At 63.2% G+C, this 15,760-nt stretch carries 14 protein-coding genes; 10 read left to right on the forward strand and 4 right to left on the reverse strand.

What is annotated here, in order from left to right; all coding sequences use genetic code 11:
• Positions 1 to 57 precede the first annotated feature (57 nt).
• The 4 genes from ACO076_RS11895 to ACO076_RS11910 all read left to right on the forward strand — a co-directional run bounded on the left by ACO076_RS11895 (position 58) and on the right by ACO076_RS11910 (position 6,513).
• Positions 58 to 2,460, forward strand: coding sequence for a beta-N-acetylhexosaminidase (locus ACO076_RS11895; protein ID WP_421723046.1), 2,403 nt, complete (start codon positions 58 to 60; stop codon positions 2,458 to 2,460).
• Between the two features lie 171 nt (positions 2,461 to 2,631).
• Positions 2,632 to 3,558: an ABC transporter ATP-binding protein gene (locus tag ACO076_RS11900; RefSeq protein WP_421723047.1), complete on the forward strand. Its 927-nt coding sequence runs from the start codon at positions 2,632 to 2,634 to the stop codon at positions 3,556 to 3,558.
• On the forward strand, positions 3,555 to 4,316 hold the full coding sequence (locus ACO076_RS11905) for an ABC transporter permease (RefSeq protein WP_421723048.1): 762 nt from the start codon (positions 3,555 to 3,557) through the stop codon (positions 4,314 to 4,316). Before ACO076_RS11900 ends, ACO076_RS11905 begins: the two co-directional genes overlap by 4 nt.
• A 310-nt stretch (positions 4,317 to 4,626) precedes the next feature.
• Complete coding sequence (locus ACO076_RS11910) at positions 4,627 to 6,513, forward strand: PhoX family protein (RefSeq protein WP_421723049.1); 1,887 nt, start codon at positions 4,627 to 4,629, stop codon at positions 6,511 to 6,513.
• Between the two features lie 74 nt (positions 6,514 to 6,587).
• On the opposite strand, the gene ACO076_RS11915 is transcribed toward ACO076_RS11910, so the two are convergent.
• The 4 genes from ACO076_RS11915 to ACO076_RS11930 all read right to left on the reverse strand — a co-directional run bounded on the left by ACO076_RS11915 (position 6,588) and on the right by ACO076_RS11930 (position 10,507).
• Positions 6,588 to 7,355 carry an ATP-binding cassette domain-containing protein gene (locus tag ACO076_RS11915; protein WP_421723050.1) on the reverse strand — a complete coding sequence of 256 codons (768 nt, stop codon included), beginning with the start codon at positions 7,353 to 7,355 and terminating at the stop codon, positions 6,588 to 6,590.
• A 2-nt stretch (positions 7,356 to 7,357) separates the two neighbouring features.
• Positions 7,358 to 8,356 (reverse strand): ABC transporter permease, encoded by a 999-nt coding sequence (locus ACO076_RS11920; protein ID WP_421723051.1) that lies wholly within the window; start codon positions 8,354 to 8,356, stop codon positions 7,358 to 7,360.
• Between the two features lie 113 nt (positions 8,357 to 8,469).
• Positions 8,470 to 9,411: a substrate-binding domain-containing protein gene (locus ACO076_RS11925; RefSeq protein WP_421723052.1), complete on the reverse strand. Its 942-nt coding sequence runs from the start codon at positions 9,409 to 9,411 to the stop codon at positions 8,470 to 8,472.
• 130 nt (positions 9,412 to 9,541) lie between these two features.
• Positions 9,542 to 10,507, reverse strand: coding sequence for an NAD-dependent epimerase/dehydratase family protein (locus tag ACO076_RS11930; RefSeq protein WP_421723053.1), 966 nt, complete (start codon positions 10,505 to 10,507; stop codon positions 9,542 to 9,544).
• A 146-nt stretch (positions 10,508 to 10,653) separates the two neighbouring features.
• On the opposite strand from ACO076_RS11930, the gene ACO076_RS11935 reads away from it, so the two are divergent.
• The 6 genes from ACO076_RS11935 to ACO076_RS11960 all read left to right on the forward strand — a co-directional run bounded on the left by ACO076_RS11935 (position 10,654) and on the right by ACO076_RS11960 (position 15,743).
• Positions 10,654 to 12,303 (forward strand): electron transfer flavoprotein-ubiquinone oxidoreductase, encoded by a 1,650-nt coding sequence (locus ACO076_RS11935; RefSeq protein WP_421723054.1) that lies wholly within the window; start codon positions 10,654 to 10,656, stop codon positions 12,301 to 12,303.
• 111 nt (positions 12,304 to 12,414) lie between these two features.
• A complete protein-coding gene (locus ACO076_RS11940) occupies positions 12,415 to 12,756 on the forward strand; it encodes an XdhC family protein (protein WP_421723055.1) in 342 nt (113 codons plus the stop codon).
• Position 12,757: 1 nt separating this feature from the next.
• The gene (locus ACO076_RS11945; protein WP_421723056.1) at positions 12,758 to 12,994 is read left to right on the forward strand and encodes a YdeI/OmpD-associated family protein; all 237 of its coding nucleotides are present in this window, start codon (positions 12,758 to 12,760) and stop codon (positions 12,992 to 12,994) included.
• The gene (locus ACO076_RS11950) at positions 12,991 to 13,695 is read left to right on the forward strand and encodes an XdhC family protein (protein ID WP_421723057.1); all 705 of its coding nucleotides are present in this window, start codon (positions 12,991 to 12,993) and stop codon (positions 13,693 to 13,695) included. Before ACO076_RS11945 ends, ACO076_RS11950 begins: the two co-directional genes overlap by 4 nt.
• Complete coding sequence (locus tag ACO076_RS11955) at positions 13,692 to 15,308, forward strand: NTP transferase domain-containing protein (RefSeq protein ID WP_421723058.1); 1,617 nt, start codon at positions 13,692 to 13,694, stop codon at positions 15,306 to 15,308. The genes ACO076_RS11950 and ACO076_RS11955 overlap by 4 nt, the downstream gene beginning before the upstream one ends.
• A gap of 165 nt (positions 15,309 to 15,473) precedes the next feature.
• Positions 15,474 to 15,743 (forward strand): usg protein, encoded by a 270-nt coding sequence (locus tag ACO076_RS11960; RefSeq protein ID WP_421723059.1) that lies wholly within the window; start codon positions 15,474 to 15,476, stop codon positions 15,741 to 15,743.
• Positions 15,744 to 15,760: the final 17 nt, after the last annotated feature.

The following is a 15,760-nucleotide window of genomic DNA, read 5'->3' on the forward strand; positions in this document are numbered from 1 at the left end:
GGCCCAAAATCACTCAGTCTGAGGCTCCCGACGCCGGTCATCAGGTGAGTGTTGGCAATGATTCCGTCACGCATCTTTGTTGCGCCGCTTCTTGCGATCGTTTGCTGGAGCACGACCGCGACAGGCAATCCAGACGAAAACGCGCAAATGCGAATCGAGCGTGTCGCGACGACACCCGGCTCTCAACCGGCCGACTACAGTCTCGACATCGAACTATCGACGCTCAACATTCCCGTCATCGCCGACTGGCGCTTCGGCTTTTACATGCCGCGCACGTTCAACCAGCTCACTTCCGGCAACAACGCCATCAATCCGAATCTGAAGATGGCGATCTGCGTCAAGGGGACCACGACCTGCGCCGATCTGGCTTATGTGAAGCAGGGCCCGTCTGGCGCCGATGCCCTTGTTTATGGCGACGGCTATTCGAATGTTCTGGCGCCTGCCGCAGAATTTCGGCTAGAGGCGAATACGACCTACCACGTCAGTCTTGCAGACAGTAACCAATGGCCGCCCGCGAACCTGTCGTCGTTACCCCAAAGCTTTTTTCTATATGACGTCGCCAGAAATAACTACACGTTGGCCAACGCGCCGTTGAGCGCTTACGGCGTTGACGACGGTTTCTTAGGCATCGGCGGTTACGATGCTGCCAAGACACAGGCGCAAATCGCGAAGCATGTCAAAGAGAACTGGCAACGATCGCGACCGTTGGACAACCAGTCGCCGTATGTCGCACTCGGCGTTGTCCCAACACCCACGGAAGTCTCCGCTTTCGACCCCACCGAACGCTTGGATATACAATCCAACACATTCAGTTTTTCATCGTCTTTCCAAGAAGACTATTTCGGCGACTATGTTAGCGAAAATCTGGATATGACACTGTCGCCGTCCGGCGACAGGGCCCTGACGATTTCGCAAAGCGCGACGCTGACCGATCCAGAAGCATACTCGCTAACCATTTCTGCTGACGGCATTGCGATTGAAGCGCGGGATGCCGCCGGTGCCTTCTATGCCATACAGACTTTGCGCCAACTAACGTGGCTCAATCCAGATGGTCTGCCTCATTTGCAGATCTTCGACAAACCACGGTTCGAGTATCGGGGCGTAATGCGCGATGTGGCGCGTCATTACGCGTCGACCGCCGGGATCAAGAAGACAATCGATCTGATGGCGGCTTTGAAGCTGAACACCTTGCATATTCATTTCGCCGACGACGAGGGGTGGCGCCTGCTTCTCCCGAATTCGATCACAGGCGACCAAATCGACACTGCCTCGACCCGCGGCTACCGGGCCGACGGCGGAACGGTCAACCCGCCGGCGCTTTATTCCCAGGCCAATACGGACGTGACCAACTATGTCGATTTCAACCCAGAAGCCGGTTTGATTGAAGACGCCTATCCTCAGGCGACGACGCAATACAAGAAATATTATACACCGGAAGAAATTCAGGAGATTATTGCTTACGCAAATGCGAACTATATCACCGTGATTCCCGAGATCGATTTGCCCGGGCACGCCAGGGCGCTCGTCCATTCACAGCCCGAGCTCTTCATGAATCCGGAAGACAAGAGCTCTTACATCAGCGTGCAAGGATACTACAACAACGTCGTACCGGTATGTCTGTACAATGGCCAAGGAGAACAGGCTCGGCAATTCACTGCAAAGATGAACCAGATCATCGAGGACATAAACGATCTGTTTCAAAATCAGGATACGCCCTACCATCAGCGGGAGGTCAGCGTCGGCGGCGACGAAGTACCCGCATCGTCCTGGAGTGACGACGCCAGCTGCGAAGGGCAACTCACCGCCCTGCAACGTTCGCAGCAGTTTTTCAAACGGCTTCAGCAATCGGACCCGAACCTGAAGCTTTCGGGTTGGCAACAGTTCGTTCAAGGCGACGATGGGACGATCGACTCCCGGTATGCCTTGTCGCCGGAGCATGTCGGCCGCGTGTGGGCGTGGGAGCCGGCTTCAGGGAGCACCAACGGAATCCAGTCCGCGGCGACTTTGGCCGATGCCGGATACCCCGTCGTGCTGGCCTTCGCGGATCATCTCTACTTCGACCTGACCTACACGCCAGATGCCTGGGAGCCGGGCCTTTACTGGGCAGGCAGTTTCCTCGACACCCATGCCGCGTTGAGTGCCGCTCTGAGCGCACAAAAGGTGCTGGATCGTCTGGACACAGCCAAACAGCGAAATGTCATCGGTTTGGAAGGCACGTTGTGGAGCGAGTACGTGCTCAACGACCGACATGCGGAATACATGATGCTGCCCAAGGTGACCGGCCTCGCCGAAGCCGCGTGGGGCGACGTCAGCCACACCGCGGCCGACGGAAAGGTCGGGTGGCAGAGCCTGGCTCATCGGTTGGGTACGGACAACACCGGCCTGCTCGGCTACCTGCATACGGACCTGGGATTTGTCTATCGCGGGATGCCAAACGGCATCAGCAAGGAAACAGACTGAACGTGTTGGGCGATCACGCGTTCCAACAACCTCCTCAGAGCTGACGACGCGGATTGGCAGGAGGCTGACACGCCCCGTGGACCAGCTCTTGCCAAAAGGGACGAGAGGGCCTACTTGCCGTTCCCGCTTGGCCGTGCCTTAGGCCAAATCTCCACTCCGCCGTGATCCGCGATGCAATCGATCATCTCCGTCTCGCGTCTGTCGAAGACCTATGAGTCGGGTTTCCAGGCGCTCTCCGACATCAACCTCGACATCAACCGGGGTGAGATCTTCGCCCTGCTCGGGCCGAACGGTGCCGGCAAGACGACGCTGATCTCGATCATCTGTGGGATCGTCACACCCAGCTTCGGGACGGTGACGGCCGACGGCCACGATATCATCACCGACTATCGCGCGGCGCGGTCGATCATCGGTCTGGTCCCCCAGGAACTCACAACGGAAGTATTCGAGACGGTCTGGGCGACGGTCACCTACAGCCGCGGGCTGTTCGGCAAGCCACGTAACGATGACAAGGTCGCCGACGTGTTGAAGGCGCTGTCGCTCTACGACAAGAAGGACGACAAGATCGTCACCCTGTCGGGGGGCATGAAGCGGCGGGTTATGATCGCCAAGGCGCTGGCGCACGAGCCGACCATCCTGTTTCTCGACGAGCCGACCGCCGGGGTCGATGTCGAGCTTCGTCGCGACATGTGGGACGTGGTGCGGGGTCTGCGCGATACCGGTGTGACGATCATCCTCACCACCCACTACATCGAAGAGGCCGAGGAGATGGCCGACCGGGTGGGCGTGATCAGCAAGGGCGAGATCATCCTTGTCGAAGACAAGGACAGGCTGATGCATCAACTCGGTAAGAAGCAGCTGACCCTCGTTCTTCAAAAACCCCTCGACACGCTTCCGGAATCGCTCGTTCCCTACAATCTGGAGCGGAGCGAGGATGGCACCGAACTGGTCTACACCTACGACACCCAGGCCGAGCGGACGGGCATAACGCGCCTGCTCGCCGATCTCTCCGCCGCCGAAATCCGTTTCCGCGATCTCCAGACCGAGCAGAGTTCGCTTGAGGATATTTTCGTCAATCTCGTGAGGGATCGGCGATGAACTGGCGGGCGATCTGGGCGATCTACTATTTCGAGATGGCGCGCACGGCGCGGACTCTGATGCAGAGCATCCTCTCGCCGGTCATCTCGACGTCGCTCTATTTCGTCGTGTTCGGCGCGGCGATCGGATCGCGGATCACCGACATCGACGGGGTCAGCTACGGGGCCTTTCTCGTTCCCGGACTGATCATGCTGATGCTGCTGATGCAGTCCACGTCGAACGCCTCGTTCGGCATCTATTTCCCGAAGTTCACCGGGACCATCTACGAGCTTCTGTCGGCGCCGATCTCCTTCGTGGAAATCGTCATTGGCTATGTCGGCGCCGCCGCCACCAAGTCGATCATCCTCGGGCTGATCATCCTGGCGACCGCCGGGCTGTTCGTGCCGCTGGAGATCCAGCATCCGTTCTTCATGGCGCTGTTCCTGATCCTCACCTCGGTGACGTTCAGCCTGCTCGGCTTCATCATCGGCATCTGGGCGGACGGCTTCGAGAAGCTGCAGATCGTGCCGCTGCTGATCATCACGCCGCTGACCTTCCTCGGCGGCAGCTTCTACTCGCTGTCGATGCTGCCGCCGTTCTGGCAGACCGTGACGCTGTTCAATCCGGTGGTCTATCTCGTCAGCGGCTTCCGCTGGAGTTTTTACGGGATTGCCGATGTCGCCGTCGGCGTCAGCCTGGCGGCGACGGCGCTGTTCCTGATCGTGTGCCTGGCGATCGTCTGGTGGATCTTCCGGACCGGCTACAAGCTGAAAAACTGACCGAAAACGCCGTGTTGGCGTTTGTCGTGACCGAGCGCCGGCTGGCTTAGTCGCGCACGAACCGGCCCAATCCGTCACGATCATAGTAGTCGTCGAACACGCGACCAGCGCGTGGTCAGCCTAGCGGCTCGGTCGGCAAAGATCTTTCAAGTTATTCGGCTAAGTATTTTCTGACAGATCAATCATATTCTTCGACGTTGCTGCCCGCGCCTCGCCGACTGTCGAAAATTTGAAATGTAACAACTCTAAAATACGAACCCGTGCACCTTGAAAGCACAGGTCATCGTTTCCCCAAGGAGGTGAGAACGAAATGAATCACATCGATAAGGCGAGTTTATCGTTCGACGAACTCGACGAGTTGAACAATCCGCGCCCGTCCGAGCAGGAGTTCGACCGGGTTGTCGAACGCGCTATCTCGCGCCGTGGATTCTTGGGGGGCGCTGTCGCCTTCGGATCGGCCGCCATGATGATGGGCACGTCGGTGCTCTATTCCGGCCGCGCGGAGGCGGCCTCTCGTTTCGGCTTCGCGCCAATCCCGACAAGCACCGCGAATACGATCACGCTGCCCGACGGCTACAACTGGCAGGTCCTGGTGCGTTGGGCGGACCCGATGTGGTCCGATGGGGACGAGCTCGACATGGCAACCGGCGGGACCGGCGCATCGCAGGCCAAGGCGTTCGGGGACAACACCGACGGCATGGAGCTGTTCGTCTTCGGCGACAAACAGATCCTGGCGATCAACAACGAGTACATCCAGAACAAGGTCTTGATGACCAACCGGGCTGACGGGTTACCGACGAATGAGGACGACGTCGCCAAGGTCAAGGCAGCCCACGGCGTCTCGGTGATCGAAATCTCCGAGGCCGACGGGAGTTGGTCGGTCGTCAAGGATTCGCCCTTCAACCGGCGCATCACCATGGAGACGGAGATGGAGGTCCGCGGCCCGGCGGCCGGGCACGATCTCCTCAAGACGGCGGCCGATCCCGACGGCGCCAAGGTGCTCGGCACCTGGAACAATTGCGGCAGTGGCCGGACGCCTTGGGGTACGTATCTGACCTGCGAGGAAAACTTCAACGGTTATTTCGGTTCGAGCGACCAGGCAATCGAGATCACCGACGGCTGGCAGCGCTATGGCATCGGTACCGAGAGCCGCTACGCCCTCGACAAGTTCGACCCGCGTTTTGACCTCGCCGAAAACCCGAATGAACCCAACCGCCACGGTTACGTCGTCGAGATCGACCCGCTCAATCCCGATGCGACACCGATCAAGCGGACAGCGCTCGGACGGTTCAAGCACGAGAACGCGGCGCTGGTCATCGCCACCGACGGCCGCATTGTCGTCTATCTCGGTGACGATGAGCGCGGCGAGTTCCTCTACAAGTACGTGTCCAACGACAAATTCGTCGAAGGCGGCGACAACTCCAAACTGCTCGACGAAGGCACGCTCTACGTCGCCAAGTTCAACGACGATCAGACCGGCGAGTGGCTGGAACTGACCCCGGCATCGACCGGCATGTCCGAGGCGGAGATCACCATCTTCACCCGCATGGGTGCGTCCAAGGTCGGTGCCACGACGATGGACCGGCCCGAGTGGGTCGCGGTCAATCCGGGCCGGGTGGAAGCCTATGTTGCGCTGACCAACAACAGAAACCGCGGGGTCAAGCCGAACGCCGGCGGCGATCCGACGCCAGTCAACGGTCCCAATCCGCGCGAAGCGAACAACTACGGCCAGATCGTCCGCTGGCGCCCGGACAACGCCGACCACGCCGCCACCAACTTCACCTGGGATCTCTACGTCATGGCCGGCAATCCGGAAGTTCACACCGATGCCTACGGCGGATCGGAGAACGTCACCGCCGGCAATATGTTCAATTCGCCGGACTGTGTTGCATTCGACAGTCGCGGGCTCCTGTGGATCCTGACCGACGGGAACTACTCGAACGAAGGCGACTTCGCCGGCCAGGGCAACAATCAGATGCTGATTGGTGATCCGGTGAGCGGCGAGATCGTCCGGTTCATGGTGGGCCCCAACGAGTGCGAAGTGACCGGCCTCACCTGGAGCGCCGACCGCCGTACCGTGTTCGTCGGCATCCAGCATCCCGGGATCGGTGACAATGGCGCGTTCCCGGACGGGGCGGGCCTACCGCGATCTGCGATCATCGCCATTCGCCGGGACGACGGTGCCATACTGGCCTAGTCGTCACCCGCAAGCGACTAAAAGGGGCGCCGCCGGCGCCCCTTTCTTTGCGTGAAAGCCGAGGAACTGAGCGGTCAAGCGCCGGCGAGTTCCTCGTCCGCCATCCCGGTGATGATCTGCTCCACGCCTTCGACACTGGTCTGCTTGGGGTCGATGTCGTCGGCGACAACTTCGCCCTGCCGCAGAACGACGATGCGATCTACCACCTGGAACACGTGGTGGATGTTGTGGGCGATGAAGATGCAGGAGTGGCCGGAGTCGCGAGCGTTGCGCACGAACCGTAGCACGCCTTGCGTCTCGGCCACGCCGAGATTGTTGGTCGGCTCGTCGAGGATGATCAGTTCGCTGTGGAAGTACATGGCCCGGGCGATCGCTACCGCCTGGCGCTCGCCGCCGGAGAGGGAACTGATCGGGGTGGTCGGCGGGATGTCCTTGGTGATGCCAACCTCGGCCAGCAGGTCCTTGGCCACCTGATTCATGCGCTTCTTGTCCATGCGGTCGAAGAAGCGCGAACCGATGATCGGCTCGCGACCGAGGAACAGGTTTCGCGCGATCGACAACTGGGTGACCAGTGCCGAGTCCTGATAGATCGTCTCGATGCCCAGCGCGATCGCGTCCGTCGTGCTGTTGATCTCGACAACGCGGCCATGCATGCGGATGGTGCCGCTGGTGGCGGGAACCGCGCCCGACAGCACCTTGATCAGCGTCGATTTGCCGGCGCCGTTATCGCCGAGCAGCCCGACGATTTCCTTATGACGCACGGAGAAATCAACGCCGCGGAGCGCATGAACCCGGCCGTAATACTTCTCGATTTTCTCCATCCGGATCAGGTCTTCGGCCATCGTCACCCTCCCGCATGCCGCCGGCGATCAAGGCCGGAGTGGAGCGCCATCATGCCGAGGATGATCGCGCCGATGAAGATGTTGTAGGCAAGACCGGGCACGCCGATCAGAACGATACCATTGCGCATGATGCGCAGGATGAAGACGCCGATCACCGTGCCGATGATCGTGCCGCGGCCGCCCATCAGCGCCGTGCCGCCGATCACCACCATGGCGATGACCTCGAGCTCGTAGGTGGTTCCGCTGTTAGGATTGGCGGCGGAGGTGCGGATCGAAGAAATGATGCCGGCGAACGCCGCCATCATCGCCGTCAGGACGAACAGGCTCATCTTGGTGCGCCGGACGTTAACACCCCGCGCCAGCGCGGCGCTTGGATTGCCGCCCGAGGCCTGGATCCAGTTACCGGCCTTCGTCTGGGTCAGCACATAGTGGAGGACAATGGCGGCAACGATGAACCAGAACAGCGACATGTAGAGCCGGAACGGGCCGACGAAGAAGTCGCCAACCAGAACCTCGGCCAGCCAGTGTCCCTCGGCGTTCCATGTCCGTTGCGGGAACCCGCTGGTGATGAACAGCGCCGTACCACGAACGACAAGCAGCATTCCCAAGGTCACCAGGAACGACGGGATCTTGAGTGCCGTGACGAACACGCCACTCACCAGACCGATCAGTGCGGCAACCGCCAACGCTGCCACAAAGGCGCCCTCGAGCGGTATCGGAATGCCAAAGAGCCCCTCGTTGAAGATGGTCCACATCAGGACGGCGGAGAAACCAAAGACCGAGCCGACCGACAGATCGAATTCGCCGGAGGTCATCAGCATGGTCATGGCCAGCGCGATCAGGCCGAGTTCGACCGTGAAGGCGAGGGTATTGCTGATGTTGCCGGGCGACAGGAACGTCGGATTGATCGACCAGAAGACGAAGATCTCCGCGATCAGCAGGATCAGCGGGCCGAGTTCGGGTTTGGAGATGAGCCTTTGGAGAAGAGAGTCGTCGTTCACGCGCCGCCCCCGGTTCTTCGGCAATGCAAGGCGACCGCCCCCGGCGCCATACGGTCAACGGTTCATATCATCGCCCGCGGCGGGGTGACCACCGCGGGCGTCGACGAAGTGGATTACTGGCTGCCGCGCAGGATGTCGTCGTAAATCTGGGCGGTGTCCGCCTCGTAAAGCGCACCGACGATCACGTCGAATCCCGGAGGAATGCCGGAGGCCGCCATGGCCGCCATCGACAGGCCGATGTAGCTGGTCGCATGGGGGTCCTGCCACTGGGCGGCATTGACGTAGCCCTGCAAGACTTCCTGGGTCGTGTCGAGGGAGTTGCCCCAGCCGACGACCGGAATCTCGCCGGGCGCGACGCCGACCTGGTCGAACACCCGCTTGATGCTGCCGGTGACGAGGTCGCCGAGGCCGATGATCGCGTCGATGTCCTCGCGGTTGGCGAGGAGGTAATCGGACATGCGGGTGATCACCTCAGCCTGGTCGAGGGTCGCGTCGGTGACTTCCCAGGTGATGCCGAGCGGCTCGAACACCGATGCGATGCCTTCCTCTTCCTGGACGCCGTAGGTGGCGCCGGGAACCTCGACCGGCATCCAGACGAAATCGCCGGACTCAACCAGGCCGTTGTCGACCAGGTACTGGGCCCAGTTTCGACCGTAGGTGACAAGGTCGCCGCCGACATAGGCGTCGAAATCCGCCTCAGGATCGGGCGTGTTGATGTTGATCACCGGAATGCCGGCCGCTTTCGCCTCGGCGACAACCTCGATCAGGCTTCCGGGATCGGGGCTCGACGAGACGATTCCGTCGGCGCCCGCAGCGATCGCAGCGCGCACCGCTTCCTGATGCGATGGCACATCACCGCTATGGAAGGACGTGTTGACGGTGTTGCCGGTATCCTCCGCCCACTGGTTGGCGCCGGCGAGGAAGTAGGTCCACACCGGGTCGGCGGGACCGCCGTGCGAAATCCAATAGAACGTCTTGCCGGCGGCCTGAGCGCCTACCGGCAAGGCGACCGCCAGGGCGGCAGCCGCGGCAATTTTGGTCAGCCTCTTGAACATGCTGACGAACCTCCCTTTTCATCCCGTGGTTCAGCGTTCCGCGCTACGGAGCCGTCGGAAAACGCGTCGGGAGTGTGGCCCGGATGGCAAGGCGCCGCAACCCGGAAAAGCACTGTATTGGTTGACCTTTTTAGCGCTTCGCGGTTTCGACGACGCCGTTGTCGATCAGCCAGGCCAGCGCCTCGTAGACCGCCTCGAACGATGAATAGCGCGGCCGGAAGCCGAGAAGCCGTTCGGCCTTGGCCATGCTGCAATTCGGGCTGTGGGCGATGTGGTCCCAGGTCTTCTGTGCGTCGCCCTCGGGGCGCTCGGCCTTCCAGGCATCCCAGGGTAGGTAGCGCACATTGAGTGGCTGGCCGAACCACGCTGCGACGGCTTCGGCGTAGCCACGTAACGTGACCGCCTGCGGCGACACCGCATGGAAGGCTTCGCCGACCGACGTGCTCCAGTTCGCGATCGCCGCCATGAACAGATCGGCGACGTCGTCGGCGTGGACGTGGTGGACGGTTTCCATGCCCAGATTGGGAATTAGGATTTCGTGGCCTTGGGCGAGACGGCTGAAGACGTCCGTATCGAAGTGACCTTCCGGGTTGAGGGGTGGCCAGCCCGGGCCGACGATGTGACCCGGATGAAGGACGGTTGCCGGAAAGCCCTCCCGCTGGGCCTCTTCCATCAGATAGGCCTCAATGGCGGCCTTCTGGATTCCGTATTCGCCGAACGGACGGCGCGGCTCGGTCTCCGGTGTCGGTACGGCGACGCTCGGACCGTGCACCCAGATGGTCCCGGTGTGGATGAAATGGCGGACCCGGCCGCGTAGCGCTTCGACCAGATGCTTGGCGCTGTCGAGCCGGAAGCAGATCATGTCGACGACGATATCGGGCTCGAGGTCGCGGATCGCATCGCCGAAGGTGCCGGCCTGCTCAGCGGCGTCGCGGTCGAGAACCACCGATTCCACCGAGGCCCACGCCGCATTGGGTTGATAGGGCTCGCGGTTGCCGCGGCTCACATTGACGACGTCGTAACCCGCAGCGACCAGCCGCGGCACCAGATAGGTGCCGACGTGGCCGCTTCCCCCGATGACAACGACACGAGTCATGATGGTCTCCCCGATTTTGTGTTTCCACGCGTGTAGCAGATGGAGCCGCCGGGCCGCAAAGGGACCGACCGGTTTGGTGATTGCGCTTGGCGTCGTCGAGTGCCGAGGCGGTCGCCAAGCGCGCTGCGCCGTGGCATGACCGTGAGATGGCTGAGAGTCTTCCAGAACGCGAGTCGATGGATTTCGACGTGGTCGTCGTCGGCGCCGGTCCAGCCGGTCTGGCCGCGGCGATCCGACTGAAGCAGGACGCTCCCGATGTTTCGGTCGTGGTCCTCGAGAAGGGCTCGGAGGTCGGTGCGCACATTTTGTCGGGCGCGGTGATCGACCCCATCGGGCTCGACGCGCTGGTGCCGGGCTGGCGCGAGGACGAGACACCGGTGGCGCAACCTGTCACGACGGACCGCTTCTACTGGTTGGGGGTGGCGGGCGCGATGCGATTGCCCAACTTTCTGATGCCGCCGCTGATGAGCAACCACGGCAACTACATTGCATCGCTCGGAGACACGTGCCGGTGGCTCGCCGACAAAGCAGAGGCGCTCGGGGTCGAGGTGTTTCCCGGCTTCGCCGCCACCGAGGCGTTGTTCGACGACAGCGGTGCGGTGGTCGGGGTCGCGATTGGCGACATGGGTATCGGCAAGGACGGTGAACCCAAGCCGGGCTTCCAGCGCGGCATGGCGCTTCACGCCAAGTACACCCTGATCGCGGAAGGCGCACGGGGGTCGCTTGCCAAACAACTGATAGCCCGGTTCCGGCTTGACGGCGATCGCGAGCCACAGAAATACGGATTGGGTATCAAGGAGTTATGGCGGGTCCCTGCCGAGAAACATCACCCGGGTCTGGTGCAGCATTCGTTTGGCTGGCCGCTCGACAATCGAACCGGCGGCGGTTCCTTCCTTTACCATTATGGTGACGGTCTCGTTGCGATCGGCTTCGTGGTCCACTTGAACTACGCTAACCCAAGCCTTTCACCCTTTGGGGCTTTTCAGCAGTTCAAGACGCACCCGATGATCGCTGCGCTGCTTGCTGACGGGGAGCGGCTTGGCTACGGCGCCCGGGCGATCACCGAGGGTGGCTACCAGTCGGTACCGAGATTGGTGTTCCCCGGTGGCGCCCTGGTCGGCTGCGCCGCCGGTTTCGTCAACGTACCGCGCATCAAGGGGAGCCACAACGCGATCCTCTCCGGCATCCAGGCGGCCGATGCTGTCGCCGCGGCGCTTGCCGGTGGGCGGGCGCATGACGAACTGGCCGAGTACGAAGACGGTTGGCCGCAGTCGGCGATCGGGCGCGATCTTCGCCCGGTACGCAACGTCAAGCCGCTGTGGTCGCGGTTCGGTACCGTCGGCGGCATTGCGGCAGGCGGCATCGACATGTGGCTCAATACGCTTGGGTTGTCGCTCGGGACGCTCGGCCATCGTGGACCGGACTATACGGCGACACGACCGGCCGCCGAGACGAAGCCGATCATCTACCCCAAGCCCGACGGTGTGGTGACCTTCGACCGCCTGTCGTCGCTGGCGCTGGCCGGGGTCGGTCACGAAGAGGACCAGCCGCCCCATCTTCAGGTCGCCGACATGGCGCTGCAGATCTCGTCTGAGCACGATGTTTATGGCGGGCCGTCGGCGCACTATTGCCCGGCGGCGGTCTATGAGTGGGTCGGCGAGGGGCAAGACCTGCGCTTCCAGATCAACGCCGCGAACTGCGTCCACTGCAAGACTTGCGACATCAAGGACCCGAACCAGAACATCGATTGGGTACCGCCCGAGGGGGGCGGCGGGCCGAACTATCGCGGGATGTGAGCGCAGGCTCCGTCGATCCAGGCGTGTCCGCAACGATCGGACGTTTCCGTGGCGGGGCGGAATCACGTCGACTATATTCAAGGCATTACGAGCAAGAGTTGGAGGGGTGACGTGGCGGACGGTCTATCCAGCGATCCGAGCGGGGGCGATGTCCTCGCCACGGCGGAAGCCTGGCGCGAGGCGGGGCGTGACGTGGCGCTCGCTACGGTGGTGGAAACCTGGGGATCGGCACCGCGGCCGGTCGGGAGTCATTTAGTCGTCGACGCCGACGGCCGCTTCGAGGGATCGGTGTCCGGCGGGTGTGTCGAGGGCGCCGTGGTGGCCGAAGCCGTCGACGTCATCGCCGACGGACAGCCGAAGATGCTGGAATTCGGGGTTGCCGACGAGACAGCGTGGGAAGTCGGTCTTTCCTGCGGCGGCCGGATCAGGGTCTACGTGGAGAAGGTGAGCTGACGTGCCACGCCGGGAACGTTATGCGATGCCGCCGGATGTCGAGACCGCGCTCGCCAATCGCGGCCTGACCGAGGCGTATCATGCGCGGCCGCCGTATCAGCAGAACGACTACATCGGCTGGATCACCGGCGCCAAGCGCGCCGAGACGCGGCAGAAGCGCATGGACCAGATGCTCGACGAACTGGCTCAAGGCGGCGTCTACATGAAAATGGCGCATCGACCGAGCAATTCGCGATGAAGCTGGACGTTCTGAAGCGCCTCAACCAGGTGCGCGCCGACCGCGAGGCGGCGGTGCTGGTCACCGACGTTTCCAGCGGCGCGGAACGGCTGGTGGTTGAGCGCGACGGATATGACGACGATCCCCTGCGCGACGAGATCGAGACGCGGCTGCGGTCGGGCCGATCGGGGATGGTGACCACCGAGGCGGGCGAGGTGTTCCTGACGGTCAGCGTGCCGCCGCCGCGGCTGATCGTCATCGGCGCCGTCCACATCTCACAGGCGCTGGCACCGATGGCGCGGGTTGCCGGGTTCGACATGACGGTCGTCGATCCGCGGACCGCATTCGCGACGCCGGAACGGTTTCCCGATGTGCTGGTGATCGCCGAGTGGCCAGACGACGTGTTGCCGCGGATCGGCCTCGATCGGTTCACCGCGCTGGCGGCACTGACCCACGATCCGAAGATCGACGACGGCGGGTTGACCACCGCGCTCGCCGCCGGCTGTTTCTATGTGGGGGCGCTGGGCAGCCGCAAGACCCACGGGCGGCGTCTGGAACGGCTGCGGGCTGCGGGCGTGACCGAGGATGCACTCGCCCGGATACATGCACCGATCGGATTGCCGATCGGTGCCCAATCGCCAGCGGAGATCGCCGTGGCGGTTCTCGCTCAGGTGATCGACGCCCTCCGCCGCCGCGATGTGCCGCGTGAGGCGGCGGCTTGAGGTTCGGAGATGTCCCGGTCGGGGAGGCGGAGGGCGCCGTCCTCGCCCACTCTGTGCGACTGGCCGATGGGGTGATCCGCAAGGGCACGCTGCTTTCGGGCGGCGATATCGCCCGGCTGATGGCGAGCGGGATCGACCGGGTCACCGTGGCGCGGCTGGATGCGAACGACGTGCCGGAAGACGCGGCGGCCGGGCGCCTTGCCGAGGCGATGGCCGGCGCCGGCTTGCGGGCAGCGCCACCCTTCACCGGTCGCGCCAACCTCTACGCCGAGGCGGCCGGACTTCTCGTCGTCGACAGCGATGCGGTCGACCGCTTCAATCGCATCGATCCGGCGATCACGGTGGCGACGTTGGCAGCCTACAGCGTGGTCGCCGACGGCCAGATGGCGGCGACGGTCAAGATCATCCCGTTTGCCGCGCCCGGAGACGCACTGGCCGAGGCAGAGCGCGTCGGGCGGGCGGCACTTCGGGTCGCCCCGTTCCGTCCGATGAAGGTGGGGCTGGTGGCGACGATGCTGCCGACGCTGAAGCCGACGGTGATGGACAAGACCAGCCGCCTGTTGGCCGACCGCCTCGCGCCGGCGGGCGCAACCCTGATCGCGGAGGAGCGGGTCGCGCATGAGGCCGAAGCGGTCGTCGACGGGCTGCGCACGGTGCTGGACCGGGGAGCCGAGCTGGCGGTCGTGTTCGGCGCGTCGGCGACTGCCGATCGCCTCGACGCGGTTCCGGCGGGCATCGTCGATGCGGGTGGCGAGGTCGTCCATTTCGGCATGCCGGTCGACCCGGGCAACCTGCTGGTGCTCGGGGCGATCGGTGCGGTGCCGGTGATTGGCGCGCCGGGCTGCGCCCGTAGCCCCAAGGAGAACGGCTTCGACTGGGTCCTCAACCGGTTGCTCGCCGAAATCCCGGTAACCGCCAGCGATATCATGGGGCTCGGCGTCGGCGGCCTGCTGACTGAGATTGTTTCGCGACCGCAGCCACGGGCGGGCAGCTCAGTGAAACCGGAGGCCGATCGGCTGCCCCGCGTCGGCGTGATCGTGCTCGCCGCCGGGCAGGGGCGGCGGATGGCCGGGCCGAACAAGCTAACCGCGACGATCGGCGGGCGCCCTTTGGTCAGGATCGCCGTTGAGGCGGCCCTCGGCAGCAAGGCGAGCCCGGTGGTCGTGGTGACCGGCAACCGCGCGGAGGAGACAGCGGCGACGATCAGCGATCTCGATGTCCGCGTGGTCCATAATCCCGACTTTGCCGAAGGGCTGTCGACATCGCTGCGCTGTGGCCTCAACGCCATGCCACTCGACGTCGATGCGGCCATTGTTCTACTCGCCGACATGCCGCGGGTCGATTCGGCGCTGATCGACCGGCTGATTGGATCGTTCGATCCGGATGCCGGCAACGAGATCGTCGTCCCGACCGTGGACGGCAAGCGCGGCAATCCGGTGTTGTGGTCGCGACGGTTCTTCGACGAACTGATGGCGGTCGAAGGCGACGTGGGCGGTCGCCACCTGATCGGCCTCCACGGCGAATCGGTGGTCGAGGTCGCGGTGGACGCGGCGGCTGTGACGGACGTCGACACACCGTCCGACCTCGCGGCACTCGGCGGAACCGTCGACTGAGGCCGCAACCGCCCTCTTGTCAGCACTCGCTTGGGTCGGCTGCTAATCATTTGATTCGAAGCGGTTTTTCGCGGCACGGCGATTGCATTTCCGAATCTCGCGGGGGAACCTTGTCCCCGTAGCGGCGGTCCCGGCCGCCGGTATGCGAGAAGAAGGAATGACGCCATGCCAGGACTCGTGCTGCGTGACCGGTGGGATGCCCATGGTCTGATCACCGCGCAGATTCTCTACGGAATGCCCGACAATCCCTCGATCCTCCAGACATTCGTCTGGCAGACCTACGACCGGGCGCCGGAGTTTCCCGAACTGCGACGCTTTCTCGACTTCTGGCAACGCGAACTGGACGGACCGCTTCATTCGGTTACGGTGGCCCACAAGAAACTGATCCGTGCCGGCGAGTACCGGCCGGTGACGACGCAATTGACGCTGCACTGAGCGGCGATAGCGGGGGC

Source organism: Bauldia sp., assembly GCF_965232525.1.
In the GTDB taxonomy this organism is placed as follows: domain Bacteria; phylum Pseudomonadota; class Alphaproteobacteria; order Rhizobiales; family Kaistiaceae; genus Bauldia.

Bases quoted from the DNA above. Each gene is read 5' to 3' on its own strand.
- ACO076_RS11960 (WP_421723059.1), top strand. From the start codon at position 15,474: ATGCCAGGACTCGTGCTGCGTGACCGGTGGGATGCCCATGGTCTGATC.
- ACO076_RS11895 (WP_421723046.1), top strand. From the start codon at position 58: ATGATTCCGTCACGCATCTTTGTTGCGCCGCTTCTTGCGATCGTTTGC.
- ACO076_RS11915 (WP_421723050.1), bottom strand. From the start codon at position 7,355: ATGGCCGAAGACCTGATCCGGATGGAGAAAATCGAGAAGTATTACGGC.
- ACO076_RS11925 (WP_421723052.1), bottom strand. From the start codon at position 9,411: ATGTTCAAGAGGCTGACCAAAATTGCCGCGGCTGCCGCCCTGGCGGTC.
- ACO076_RS11935 (WP_421723054.1), top strand. From the start codon at position 10,654: ATGGCTGAGAGTCTTCCAGAACGCGAGTCGATGGATTTCGACGTGGTC.
- ACO076_RS11930 (WP_421723053.1), bottom strand. From the start codon at position 10,507: ATGACTCGTGTCGTTGTCATCGGGGGAAGCGGCCACGTCGGCACCTAT.
- ACO076_RS11950 (WP_421723057.1), top strand. From the start codon at position 12,991: ATGAAGCTGGACGTTCTGAAGCGCCTCAACCAGGTGCGCGCCGACCGC.
- ACO076_RS11905 (WP_421723048.1), top strand. From the start codon at position 3,555: ATGAACTGGCGGGCGATCTGGGCGATCTACTATTTCGAGATGGCGCGC.
- ACO076_RS11900 (WP_421723047.1), top strand. From the start codon at position 2,632: ATGCAATCGATCATCTCCGTCTCGCGTCTGTCGAAGACCTATGAGTCG.
- ACO076_RS11910 (WP_421723049.1), top strand. From the start codon at position 4,627: ATGAATCACATCGATAAGGCGAGTTTATCGTTCGACGAACTCGACGAG.